We start from the raw sequence: 12,779 nt of genomic DNA on the forward strand, positions 1-12,779 counted from the left end.
TCATTCAAAAATTAACTCTTATGAGGCTCAGCAATGCTAGTGCAGAACCGCAGCGTGATAATCCGTGAGCATTGCCGTCAGGCCTCGGTCAGAGACCAGAACCCATATTTCCGACCATGCTCACTCTTCAACCGGGCAAGATAGGCGACGTGTGTTTCGAGTTCGTCGAAATCCTCGATCCTGTCGGCCAACGCCGCGCATTCGGCCAAGTGCTGGGCGGCATAGCCGTAGCGCTTTGATCTGGCCTTCAAAAGTGTGAAGTCGATCATGGCTCTCAAAGCCAGCGTGGCGGCAAGTGGGTGGCGCTCCGAGGTAGCCTCAGCTGCGGGCACGAGAAATTCATAGTGGTCACCGTTGATTTCGGCATGGCGGTCAATCAGCAAACGGGCTGCGCGGTCTGGCGATGGCCAGTCCAGGAAGAAGCCCAAGGCCGGCGTCACGCGCGAGTGGGCGGCGGCGTGGTCCATCGCCCGTTCCTCGGCCTCGATGTCCTCGAAATCGGGAAGCCGCTTTAGGAAATCGCGCAGGTATTCAGAATTTAGAGTGCTCTCGAAACAGCTCCAACGGAAAGCCTGCGCCTCGTCCTTGCGATCAAGCGCCTCAAGCACCTCAAGTCGAGTGTCCTGCAACTCACGGGGCACCCAGCGGTCGTTATCCACCTCGGCCCGTTCGATGAAGCCAAGCGCATCCTCTGCCCTGCCAGCGGCCAGTAGGCGCGCCGCTATTTCGGCCGCAATCTTTGGTACCTTCCGCGTTTTTGGATCGTATTGGGCGATGAAGGCATCCACATCGCCCATCGCATCGGCAATGTCCTTCAGCGCCATCCCCACCATGCTTTGCCGGGAGCGCTCTTCCATCTGATGTGCATAAGTCGCACCGCCGCCGCCATACCCCACCGCCTCCCACTCACCTTTCGGTGGCACGGGAACCGGCGTCGCTGCCATCGTCTCAATCCGCTGCTTGAGATGCGCCAGCCCAACTTCGCCAAGCGCGGGTGTCAGGATGGCGATCAATCCGTCGTACTGGCCGTAGCCGTTGTCGCGCAGGGCATCAATTGCCGTGTCAGCCAGTGCTTCCGGCGGCGTACCGGCGGCAAGCGCGATCTCGCCCAGCAACACGCAGGCGTCGTGAAACACCTCGATGACGATACCACTGCTGTCATCGCACCGCTCGAACAGCGGTGTTGCGACCTGCATGAATCGCCACAGCAGCGCCAACCCCTCGGCCGGGTCGTCACGGGCGATCTGTTCCTTGATTGCGCGAAGTTGGCTCTCCAGATCGGTAACGAGGGGCTTGCGGTTCTTCCAGTTCACAAAGCTGCGCGCCCGCGCAATGCTGGTCAGACGCCTGGCCACCTCGCGCGCCGCCTCTTTCGGGCTTTGCGCTCCCGCCAGTTCTAGGCGCAATCGCCTCTTGGCCACGGCAGAGCCGGTACTGATTTCGATCACCAGTTCAGCCAGACGCGCGGCGCCCAGCGTCTCGAGGTTCTTTGCATTCAGGGTGGTCTTCGATGCCATTGGAAACCCGTATCAATTTATAACCACACTAACAGCGGTATGCGACGAACGAAACGCCAACGCTGATTCGGGGCCAATACCGGTTTGAATTCCGACAGAATACTGTTTTGCCGCTGGAACGGCTACGCAGCTTTTCCTTTTATTACGCAATTTCAATGTGTTCGTTGACTGGACGCAAATGATGACCACAGTAAGGGCCAGCCATCATCATTGCGCAGGACCTCTCATGCCAAAGCTGACCAAACGCACTGTCGATGCTATTGAGCCGCAGGCGACGGAGTTCTTCATCTGGGACGAGAGCATCCCTGGTTTCGGGCTGCGCGTGATGCCGAGCGGGCGCAAAAGCTTCGTGGTGCAGTATCGCGCAGGACGACGACCGCGACGCATGAGCCTTGGGCCGAGCACGGTGCTGACCTGTGATCAGGCGCGCACCAGGGCGATCACAATCATCGCCGCCGTCAAGAATGGCGAGGATCCTGCAGCTGATCGGGCTGCCAAACGCAATGCCGCCACCGTCAGCGATCTGGCGGAGCGCTTCGACAAGGAACACATCGCGGTGCGCCTTAAGGCGAGCACTGCGAAGGAATATCGCGGTAACCTCAGGCGCTTCATCTTGCCTGCACTCGGCCGATTGGCCGTGCCAGAAATTACCCGCGCCGACGTGGCGAAGTTCCATCACGATCTTCGACACATTCCCTATCAAGCAAACCGCTGCCTCGAGGTGGTGTCCAAGATGTTCGTGCTGGCGGAGATGTGGGGGCTGCGACCCGACGGTTCCAACCCGCGCAAGCACATCCGGAAGTATCCAGAAGACCGGAAGTATCCAGAAGAGAAGCGTGAGCGGTTTCTCAGCACCGCAGAACTTCGCCGGATTGGCGAAGTTCTGCGAGAAATGGAAAGCGAGCGCGTCGAGTTGCCATCCGCAGTTCTGGCGGCGCGGCTCCTGATCCTGACTGGGTGCCGCCTCGGCGAAATCATGACGCTGAAATGGGACTACATCGACTTCCACGAGCGCGCCCTGCGCCTGCCGGATTCCAAAACCGGCAAGAAAATCGTCCATCTCGGCGCGCCGGCCGTCGAATACCTGCACGACGCCCAGCGCATTGATGGCAACCCTTGGGTCATTCTCGGCACCCTGCCAGGTAAATCTCTAAGCGACCTGCAGCCGTTCTGGCAGCGCGTCCGAGCCCGCGCCGGAGTCAAGGATGTCCGGATCCACGACTTGCGCCACACGTTTGCATCTACGGCAGTAGCCTCAGGTCAAGGCCTACCGATGATCGGCAAGCTGCTGGGCCACACACAGGTGCAGACAACCGCGCGCTATGCTCACCTTGCAGCAGACCCCGTCAAAAGCGCAGCAGACGCCGTCGCGACATCGCTGCGCGAGGCGCTCGGCTAAACTTGCAGGAGGAAATGACTCACACTTCAATTCGGTTATTTTGGCAGTTGGGATCGAGTCGAGATGCCACAAAAATCCCTGCAATCTTGAGAAAAGTGTCCGGCCCCATGCCGATGCGCCCCGGTGCAATGCCGAAGGATCCGACTTGGTTTCGACCGCATGCGCCATTTTGCGCTTGCCTCGCCTGTTTGAGACATAGCCTCTCAGCACTCAACATACCGACTTGAATAGGTTCTCTTCTCGCGCCTTCGTTCTGTTGCGCAAAAGGAGACGAAAATGAGCGAAGTATGTCTGAGTCAGATCGAACTGGCGGCCCGTTGGAAGATCAACCACCGAACACTTGAACGCTGGCGTTGGGCCCAGAAAGGTCCGCGACACCTCAAGCTGGGCGAACGGGTGAACTACATGCCGTCCGACATCGAGGCATTTGAACGCGAGTTTCAAAGCTACACAGAAGCGCAAACCGTCGAGGGCTGAGCCAGGCGACTAGGAGTCGAAGCCCACTGGGCTCGACTTCGCGCCTATCCGGCCAGTCCGACCTATAGGGAGGCCAGCCATCGAGAGGCCCCAGCCACATTTTTCGAGCAATCATGTTCGGGTTGCGAGTGGCGTACTCGCAACCCGTTTCTCTCTATCAAGCCAGGCCAATGGTGGCTACAATAGCTCCACCTCAACAGGAGGCGAGCTATGCAACATATGGCGGCGCGGGACGCAAAGAACAGCTTCGGTAGACTGATTGATACCGCTCGAGCTGAACCGGTAGCAATTAAGAAGTACGGTCGGACGGTCGTAGTTGTAATCGCTATCGAGGAGTACAATCGCCTCACGGCTCTCCAAGAAAACGCCAAACCCGACGGCATGATTGGAGAAAGCGGAATATGAAGAATAACTTTCCCAGCAATGGCATTAAGCAAGGTGACTTCGTCGAGGTACGAGGCAAGCAGTGGCTTGTCGAAGCCTTGTTGGGTGAGGCTAGCGACCTTTCGACATTGGGTCTCTCCTGCATTGCTGATGACGCACAAGGCGAACAGCTTGAAGTTCTTTGGGACGCCGAAATCAATGGGAAGCTTCTAGACGATGACCGCTGGGCTACCGTCGGGCATGGTCAACCAGACAGCCCCGAAGTCTTGGCCGCACATATTCGGGCAATCCGCTGGAAGTCGGCGACTGCAGCAGATCGAGACCTCCTTCAGTCGCCCTTCCGGGCTGGGATCAGGCTCGATGCATACCAATTGCTACCGCTCAGAAAAGCGCTTCGTCTACCGCGCGTCAATCTCCTCATCGCAGATGACGTCGGCCTCGGGAAGACAATCGAAGCCGGGCTGATTGCCAGAGAACTCTTACTTCGTCGGCGGATTGATTTCATAGTCATCGCCGCGCCTCCTGCGATGACCATTCAATGGAAGGACGAACTGGAGGCAAAGTTCGGTCTTTCGTTCGAAATAATTGACCGTGAACGAGTCGGTGACCTGAGGCGCACCAGAGGTTTTTCGGTCAATCCATGGACAACAGGTTCCAGGTTCATCATTTCGCATCGATTGTTGACCGACGAAACCTACGCAGCTGGTTTGCGAGACGTCCTTGGTGAGTTTCGTGCTCGGGCGCTTCTGATCCTGGATGAAGCACACCATGCCGCCCCATCCGCTGGAACCCGCTACGCTGTGTCCAGCCAGCTGACAAAGGCGGTCAGGGAACTCGGGGAACGCTTTGAGCACCGACTGTTCCTAACGGCCACTCCGCACAACGGTCACTCCAACAGCTTTTCAGCTTTGCTCGAAATGCTTGACCCTCAACGCTTCACGCGGGGTGTTGAAGTTCGTCCTAAAGACTTGGAACCAGTGATGGTTCGCCGTTTGAAATCCGATCTGCGCCGTCTTGGAGAGGCATTCCCCGAACGCGTTGTCGAGCCGATAATTCTCGACGGCTTGCCGGAAAGCACACCTGAGCTGGAACTGGCCCGCCAACTCGGCGCTTATGGTGAGCTTCGAATGGCGCGGATTGCCAAATTGCCGAGCGGCAAGGCCGCAATCGCCAAACTGACATTCGTTGGGCTTCAGCAGCGGCTATTATCTTCAGTTGCCGCGTTCCATCGCACGCTAAAAGCTCATCGGGTGACCCTTCAAAAGGTGTTAGACGGCACTGAAGTTGCTCGGATTGAGAACTCAGCCGCCAGTTTTGTTAATTCCCCCTCAGCAGAAGAAAGCGCTGAGTTGGGTCTCGAAGACGAGAGCGCAGAGCAGGCGTTCGATGAGGATGCAGAAGCAAGCGCAAGCGCGGCCTCGTCCGCGGGAGTTGTCGATGCGTCTCGTCAGGAGCTGATATTTGAGCTCACCGCCGTCGATGAGATGCTCACACTAGCAGAAAAGCAACTGTCGCGGCCAGACGCTCGTGTGGAGTGGCTGGTAGGTTGGATCCGCGAAAACATGTTGGACGGGGAGGCTTGGAACAGGCGACGTCTAATTATCTTTACAGAATGGGAGGATACTAGACGTTGGCTAGAGCGACGTTTGCGTGAGGCACTTTCGGCCACCGACCTCGCCGATGAACGGATCGGTGTGTTCACAGGTGCAACGGGTTCTGATCGCAGGGAAGACGTGAAACGAGCGTTCAATGCTGATCCAGGCACTGAGCCGCTGCGAATTCTTATTTGCACGGACGCAGCACGAGAAGGCATCAATCTTCAATCCCATTGCTCTGATCTGTTGCACTTTGACTTGCCTTGGAATCCATCGAGGCTCGAGCAACGAAATGGCCGAATTGATCGGAAATTGCAGCCAGCCAAGACAGTTTTTTGCCGTTACTTTCGATACGCTCAACGTGAGACTGACATCGTTCTTGATGCGCTGGTTTGGAAAACTGAGACCATACGCGAAGAACTGGGTTCAGTTGGAAAGGTGATCGAAGACAAAATTGCGAAGCGATTGGCAGAAGGTGGCATCGGGAAAGGTGAGGGAGCCTCGCTCGCGCGTGCAATAACTGATGAAAACGATGCAGATAGGCTTCATCGGGCGCGTTCAGAGATGGATGACGAAGAACGAGCGCGACATGATCGCCTTCTGAAAGAACAAGACGATCTAAGAAAAGTTCTTGAGCGATCCCGAGAGCGAGTCGGCGTCAATGCAGACGACTTGAAAAGGGTCGCCTCGGCAGCACTGTCGCGCGCAGGACTGTCGCTTGAACAAGCGCGAGGAGTGACTGTCGGCAGGACAGAGACATACCACCTCGACCCCAGCGATCCAGCGTTTTCGCGAGACGCAGGTTGGGATGACGCTTTCGACGATCTGCGCGTCAGGCCTCGAAAACGGGGCGAGAGATTGGGAGACTGGCGACGGAACGCCCCTATACGCTCGATCGCCTTCGAGCCACCAATTCTGACTGATGGCAGAGACGCCGCTAATGTTGTCCAGGTCCATCTTGAACACAGACTTGTTCGTCGACTTCTATCGAGGTTTCTTAGCCAGGGGTTCCAGTCAAATCTGTCCCGACTGTCAGTTATCGAAGGGCCCGGAGCTCAGCCAAGGGTTGTCCTCATGGGGCGCTTGGCGGTTTATGGTTCCGGGGCGGCAAGACTGCATGAGGAGATCATTCCCATTACGTCAATCTGGAGTGAGTCGGACCGAGAACGCCGACATCTGAAGGCACTAGGAGAAAGCGGGGAAGAGAGGACACTAAACCAACTTGAGGATGCACTGCGCGATGCACGCTCCGCACCCGCGTCCGCCGTCTCGAGGGTCAAAGAGCTCTACGCCAAGGACATCGCCGACTTGACGCCTGCGTTCGAGAAAATCGCAGCAGAACGCCTGTCCGCAGTGAAGGCACAGCTGGTCAAGCGTGGAGAAGAAGAAGCTCGGTCACTCGAAAGTTTGCTAGATCAACAGCGTAAAAGGATCGCCAAAGCCGCAACGGATTTCAATCCGAACCAGCTTACTCTTGATCTTGTTCCGGATGAGCGACGCGAACGCGAGGCGGATCGTCGGCACTGGGAAAGCCGCCTGTCGCGGCTCGAACAAGAACTTCAAGACGAACCACAACGTCTGCGAGAGTCCTACGAGGTCCGAGCCCATCGCCTGGAGCCGGTCGGACTCGTGTACCTATGGCCGGTTTCGGGGTGAGATAGATGGTTTCTGAAATTAATCGCGACCCGGACCTCGAGTGGCTTGATCATATTCAACCGGTTGGCCTTGTCATTGCGCCCAGCGTTCTCAAAGAACTGGGTCTCACTCCTTTACATCAAAGCCCAATAGACACGGGTGCCCTCGCTGAATTGCTGAATGATGATATCGACGGCCCGGCGATTACCGACCATTGGGCCTTCGCGGAAAAGGTTCTGGGGTGGGAAGCTCGTCACACTGCTGGAGCAGCTGGGGGCCCGGCGATCCCGGATCAGCTGATCGTCAGGTTGCCTGAGCATTCCACAACGCTGTCTCCGCATTGGGCCGTGGCGGAGCTAGGTGGAGCCGACCAATCTTGGCAGTTGCTGGTCCGCATCGAAGACGCCGGAATTGATCCCGACACGCGGGCTCAGCTCGATGGCTGGGAGGCTACGCCTCACCAGCGCTTCGAGCGCCTTCTACGTGACACCGGCGTCTTTGCCGGTGTGATGATCACCGATAAGGTGATCCGCCTTGTATACGCCCCTCGTGGCGAGACTTCTGGTCATCTTTCCTTCCCGATCCGCCCTCTCGCGACAGTGGCCGGGCGTCCAATGCTTGCGGGCCTGAAGCTCGTCCTTGACCGTTTCCGTCTGTTCTCCGATGCCGATGAGCGGCGACTTCCCGCACTCTTGAAGAAAAGCCGCGATGCGCAGGCTTCGGTTTCAACAGAACTTGCGGGTCAGGTCCTCGGCGCTTTGCATGACCTCCTGCGTGGTCTACACGCGGCGGACCCGGATCTGACGCGGGAACTCGCCCGCTCCCGACCCGACCACCTCTATGAGGGCCTTCTGACAGTACTCATGCGGCTGGTGTTCATCCTTTATGCCGAGGATCGGGATCTGCTTCCCTCCCGCTCGGATGGCCGCGCCAGATCGATCTACGAAACCAGCTATTCGGTCCGCGGCCTCTTTGCGCGGCTGGCCGAAGAAGCCGCACTGAACCCCGACACGATGGATGAGCGGCGCGGCGGCTGGGGCCAACTCCTGGCGCTGTTCCGGCTGATCCATGGGGGGCACCCGACCCACTTCGTCCAGGCGCGCGGCGGCAAGCTGTTCGATCCAGACGAGTTTCCGTTCCTCGAAGGTCGGAGCGATGTCGATGAAGACCCGCGCGTCCTTCAGGTCTCGGATGGTTGCATACTGCGTATCCTCGAGGGGCTCATGACGCTGAAGCTACGCGGTCAGGAGCGTGAACGCCTCTCCTACCGCACGCTCGATGTCGAACAGATCGGTTCCGTCTATGAAACGGTCATGGGCTTCACGGTCGAGGAAGCGCCCTGTCGGGTGCTTGCGATCAAAGCGGGCAAGAACAACAAGACGCCGGTCTTCGTAGGCCTAGACGACCTTCTGAATAAGAAGGGCAAGGACCGGATCAAGGACCTGAAGGAGAATGTCGGTCGGTCCCTGACCGCCGCGCAAGCAAAGCCGGTCGAGGCGGCCACGACGGTTGAAGATCTAGCCGCCGCACTCGACAACATCGTCGATGAACGCGGCTCACCCCGTCACGTCGTTGCGGCGACAGGAACGCCCATTCTCCAGCCGACAGACGAACGCCGTCGGACCGGCAGCCACTACACACCGCGCAGCCTGACAGCGCCGATTGTTGCCCATGCGCTGGAGCCAGCTTTCGAGCGGCTGGGGTCAGATGCGACGCCCGAACAGATTCTCGACCTCAAGGTCTGCGATCCGGCGATGGGGTCCGGCGCGTTCCTCGTCGAAGCCTGCCGTGCCATCGCCTCGCGTCTGGTCGATGCCTGGGCGCGCTGGCCGGATGCGAGGCCAACGATTCCGGCGGATGAGGACGAGGAACTTCATGCGCGCCGCCTTGTGGCACAGCGGTGTCTCTATGGCGTGGACCGGAATGCGCGCGCGGTCGACCTAGCGCGGCTATCGCTCTGGCTGGCCACGCTGGCGAAGGACCACGAATTCACCTTCCTCGACCATGCGCTGAAATGCGGTGACAGCCTTGTGGGTCTGACGCCCGAGCAGATCGCGGCGGCGAACTGGGATGCGTCGAAACCGGGCCTGCCCCTACTGCGGCCGCTCGTTGCCGAACGTGTGGCCGAGGCGGATCGGGCCCGTGCCGAAATCCGGTCGGCGCCGGACGACACGATGCGCGCGATTCAGGAACAGCGGCACAAGCACGTGGAGACGCGTCTGTCGCCCGTCCGGTTGCTGGGGGATGCGGTGATCGCGGGCTTCTTCTCGGCCGATAAGCCAAAGACGCGGGAGAAAGCTCGGGCGGATGCGGAAAGCTGGTTCTCGGGCCGCCCGGCGCGTTGGGATCTGCTGGAAGTCTCTGCGAATGCGCTGCGCGAAGGGGAGCATGGCATTCCCCCGTTCCACTGGGCCATCGAATTTCCCGAGGTGTTCAAACGCGAGAATGGTGGCTTCGATGCCATCGTGGGCAATCCGCCTTTTGCTGGCAAGATCACCGTCATTAATGGAAATCGGAAGAATTACCTTCCGTGGCTCCAAAGCCTGCATGAGGGTGCACATGGAAACGCAGATCTAGTGTCTCACTTCTTTCGCCGCTCATTTGGACTCTTGCGAAGAAACGGAGTGGCTGGGCTAATCGCGACAAATACGATTGGTCAAGGCGACACCCGTGCTTCAGGGCTAGAGTGGCTGCTAAGGAACGGCGGAAGCATTCTTCGCGCAACACGTCGACTTCAGTGGCCAGGCGAAGCTGCAGTTGTAGTGTCAGTCGTGCACTTTGCTAAGGGCACTTCCAATCAACCTGTCCTAGATCAAGAGGTGGTTGATCGAATTTCCGCTTATCTAGTGCAAGGCCACTATGACAGATCACCAAATAAACTGCCATCAATGACCGCTCTAGCCTTCAATGGATCAAAGATTTACGGCCAAGGATTTTGCTTTGACGATTTCGACGCGAAGGCTACACCCGTTTCTCGAATGCATGAAATACTTAAAACTAATAAATCATGCGCAAAATTTGTTAAGCCGTACATTGGCGGAGAAGAGGTCAACAGCGACCCAACTCAGTCAGCCCGAAGATATGTCATCGACTTTGAAGAAATGAGCCTGAGAGAAGCGGAGGGATTTCCTGAACTCATCGAAATAGTTAGAGAGAAAGTTTTGCCCGAGCGCCTCAAGACAAAAGATACTGCTGACGGCCGTGTTCTAAAGGAAAAGTGGTGGCAATTTTTTAGGCCAAAGCGAGAACTTTACAAGAAGATAAAGGGTAACTCCAAGGCGCTTGTGATTGCTGAGACAGCGCCGAACATGGCATTCGCAATTGTCGACGCAAATATGATATTTTCACACGCACTAAAAGTATTCACACTTGAAGGCTTTTCTTCTTTCTGCGTGCTTCAATCGAGGGCTCATGAGTTGTGGGCGCGGTACTTTTCGTCAACTCTCAAATCGGATTTGCGGTATAGCCCTTCAGATTGCTTTCAAACCTTTCCCTTTCCGAAGAGATTTGAAGTCAATGATGAACTCGAAGGGACTGGTGAAGCCTATCACAACTACCGCGCTGAGGTGATGATCGACCGAGATGAAGGCCTCACCAAAACCTACAACCGCTTCCATGACCGCGGACAGAACTCTCCGGATATCGCCCGCCTGCGCGACCTCCACGCCGAAATGGATGCCGCCGTCCTGCGCGCCTACGGCTGGGACGACCTCGCCGACCGGGCACATCCGGAGTTCATCGAACAGGACGCCGACGAAGGCAAGCAGGCCAAGACTCGCTTCGACTGGCCGTCCGAATTCAAGGACGAGGTCCTTGCCCGCCTCCTTGCCCTCAACGCCGAACGCGCCGAAGCCGAACGCGCCGCAGGCCTGACCGCGTCCGACGAAGATGATGACGAAGACAACGAAGGAGAAGCGGCATGATGGAGGCAGCAGATGGGCGGTATCGCTGACGAGCATGTCGAATGGGCCATCGTAAACCGTTTGAAGGCGATGCTCGACGAGCCGCCGCAAACGACGTTCAACGTGACCCAGACCTTCGCCCTGTTCAGCAGTGTTCTGCTCTGGACCAAGAACCGAGCATGGGTGGCTGGCAACCATGGGCAACGAGGTGAATGGGAGGACCAGGCGGACCATCGCGCCCACAATGTGCGCGAGGCCATGCGGGACAGGCTGATAACGGACGATCCGTGGCGGCTCTCCCTAGCCGCTCCTCAGATCGTGCTGGTCGACCGGGCAGATGGACGTGAAAACCAGGACCGCAGGATCAACGCCGACTTCGAAGCCATGACTGCTGAGAAGTTCTTCAAGTGGCTTCGCGACGCGCTTGCGCATGGAGACGGACGGACGATCAGATCGATCCACAAGCAGTCTGCGCGAACCGGGAGAACGCTGCTTGCAGGATTCCGGGTTGAGTTCAACGCCGAGCGAGGCGCAGAACATAAGCTGACGCTGGACCTCTTCCATGACGACATGCGCCGAATCGGCAGCGTCCTCGCCGACCTCTTCTGTTCATCTCTCAGCGGCGGCGATCGCTACTTCGAGGAGGAGGCAGGCACCGCGCGGATCGAAGAGGCTGACCGGGTCGCCTGAGTGACCGGCCGCAAGAATTTCTTGCATTTGTCAATTTGCAAGAATATGTAGCGCCAAGGAGGCACCCCATGGCGACACAACTCATCGGCGCTCGGATCAAGGCCCTGCGCGAGGAGCGAAAGCTCTCGCAGGACGATCTGGCGCAACTTTTCGGCTTCAAGGACCGGCAGACGGTGTCTGCCATCGAGACCGGTGAGCGCCGCGTCACGGCAGATGAACTGATGCTGGCCGTCGAGAAGCTTGGAAAGACGCTCGAGTATTTCACCGATCCGTTCATGCTGGTTGGTGAAGGCCGCTTTTCGTGGCGGCAGACCAATGTCGGCGCGGGCGTTCTAAATGGGTATGAGCGAAACGCCGGTCGCTGGATAGCAGCGTTCCGCGCCATCGCGCCACAAGTGGGCCGCGCTGCTCCGCTGCTTCGCAGGTCACTAGGGCTAACCAGGCGTTCCAGTTTCGAGGACGCGATGGAAGCGGGCGAACGGTTCGTTGCCGAGTTCGATCTGGGCGACATTCCCGCCGCGCGGCTCGCAGAAGTGATGGAGCGCGAGCTTGGCATTCTTGTGCTGATAGTCGACGCGTTCGAGGGAATCTCAGGTGCGGCTTGTCGGCTGCCAGAGCTCGATGTCGTGCTGATAAACCGGAAGGAGGTTATCGGCCGTCGGCACTTTGACCTCGCGCACGAGCTGTTTCACATCCTCACTTGGGATGCGATGCCACCTGAGCATTCCGAAGAAGCAAACGAAACCGGCGGGAACCGCGTCGAACAACTGGCAAACAATTTTGCATCGGCTGTTCTAATGCCGCAGGTCGTCCTCGGCAAGTTTGGCGACTGGGCGAGCCTTGAGGACCAAGAGCTAATTTCGCAGCTGAACACCGCTGCAGAAGAGCTTCAGGTGACCGCATCTGCTCTGAAATGGCGTCTGGTGGCGCTCGGCGAATTGAAGCCCGCTCGTGCACGGGCGCTGAACGATGCGGCGCTGCGAAACAATGGCCGCGATGTAGGAGATGCAGAGGTACCCGTCCTGTTTTCCAAGCCGTTTATGGAAGTGATCGGTCTTGCAGTTGACGAAGGACGGGTTTCAACGCGCCGCGCCGCTGGGCTGCTCGATCAAACGGTCGAAGACCTTACTGATCTGTTCGTCGCCCACGGGGTCGAACCCCCAGCAGAGCTTTGAGACTA

At 58.1% G+C, this 12,779-nt stretch carries 8 protein-coding genes; 7 read left to right on the forward strand and 1 reads right to left on the reverse strand.

Features of this window, described 5'->3' with window-relative positions; genetic code table 11:
* Window positions 1-77 precede the first annotated feature (77 nt).
* A complete protein-coding gene (locus CHB75_RS07720) occupies window positions 78-1,517 on the reverse strand; it encodes a DUF6880 family protein (protein ID WP_089269959.1) in 1,440 nt (479 codons plus the stop codon).
* A 226-nt stretch (window positions 1,518-1,743) separates the two neighbouring features.
* On the opposite strand from CHB75_RS07720, the gene CHB75_RS07725 reads away from it, so the two are divergent.
* The 7 genes from CHB75_RS07725 (at window position 1,744) to CHB75_RS07755 (ending at window position 12,774) form a co-directional block, all read left to right on the forward strand.
* A complete protein-coding gene (locus CHB75_RS07725) occupies window positions 1,744-2,916 on the forward strand; it encodes a tyrosine-type recombinase/integrase (protein ID WP_089269960.1) in 1,173 nt (390 codons plus the stop codon).
* Window positions 2,917-3,192: 276 nt separating this feature from the next.
* Complete coding sequence (locus tag CHB75_RS07730) at window positions 3,193-3,393, forward strand: hypothetical protein (RefSeq protein WP_089269961.1); 201 nt, start codon at window positions 3,193-3,195, stop codon at window positions 3,391-3,393.
* Window positions 3,394-3,603: 210 nt separating this feature from the next.
* On the forward strand, window positions 3,604-3,798 hold the full coding sequence (locus tag CHB75_RS07735) for a type II toxin-antitoxin system Phd/YefM family antitoxin (protein WP_089269962.1): 195 nt from the start codon (window positions 3,604-3,606) through the stop codon (window positions 3,796-3,798).
* The gene (gene drmD / locus CHB75_RS07740; protein ID WP_089269963.1) at window positions 3,795-7,028 is read left to right on the forward strand and encodes a DISARM system SNF2-like helicase DrmD; all 3,234 of its coding nucleotides are present in this window, start codon (window positions 3,795-3,797) and stop codon (window positions 7,026-7,028) included. The genes CHB75_RS07735 and drmD overlap by 4 nt, the downstream gene beginning before the upstream one ends.
* A gap of 5 nt (window positions 7,029-7,033) precedes the next feature.
* Window positions 7,034-10,930, forward strand: a complete 3,897-nt coding sequence (locus CHB75_RS07745) for an Eco57I restriction-modification methylase domain-containing protein (protein WP_141135091.1) — start codon at window positions 7,034-7,036, stop codon at window positions 10,928-10,930.
* 12 nt (window positions 10,931-10,942) lie between these two features.
* Window positions 10,943-11,599, forward strand: a complete 657-nt coding sequence (locus CHB75_RS07750) for a hypothetical protein (RefSeq protein WP_089269964.1) — start codon at window positions 10,943-10,945, stop codon at window positions 11,597-11,599.
* A gap of 68 nt (window positions 11,600-11,667) precedes the next feature.
* Entirely contained in the window at window positions 11,668-12,774 is a 1,107-nt protein-coding gene (locus tag CHB75_RS07755; RefSeq protein WP_089269965.1) for an XRE family transcriptional regulator, read from the forward strand.
* Window positions 12,775-12,779: the final 5 nt, after the last annotated feature.

This window comes from Puniceibacterium sediminis (assembly GCF_900188035.1).
GTDB classification, from domain to species: domain Bacteria; phylum Pseudomonadota; class Alphaproteobacteria; order Rhodobacterales; family Rhodobacteraceae; genus Puniceibacterium; species Puniceibacterium sediminis.

Coding starts and splice junctions, on each gene's coding strand:
- CHB75_RS07730 (WP_089269961.1), top strand. CDS start 3,193: ATGAGCGAAGTATGTCTGAGTCAGATCGAACTGGCGGCCCGTTGGAAG.
- CHB75_RS07755 (WP_089269965.1), top strand. CDS start 11,668: ATGGCGACACAACTCATCGGCGCTCGGATCAAGGCCCTGCGCGAGGAG.
- CHB75_RS07745 (WP_141135091.1), top strand. CDS start 7,034: ATGGTTTCTGAAATTAATCGCGACCCGGACCTCGAGTGGCTTGATCAT.
- CHB75_RS07725 (WP_089269960.1), top strand. CDS start 1,744: ATGCCAAAGCTGACCAAACGCACTGTCGATGCTATTGAGCCGCAGGCG.
- CHB75_RS07750 (WP_089269964.1), top strand. CDS start 10,943: ATGGGCGGTATCGCTGACGAGCATGTCGAATGGGCCATCGTAAACCGT.
- drmD (WP_089269963.1), top strand. CDS start 3,795: ATGAAGAATAACTTTCCCAGCAATGGCATTAAGCAAGGTGACTTCGTC.
- CHB75_RS07720 (WP_089269959.1), bottom strand. CDS start 1,517: ATGGCATCGAAGACCACCCTGAATGCAAAGAACCTCGAGACGCTGGGC.
- CHB75_RS07735 (WP_089269962.1), top strand. CDS start 3,604: ATGCAACATATGGCGGCGCGGGACGCAAAGAACAGCTTCGGTAGACTG.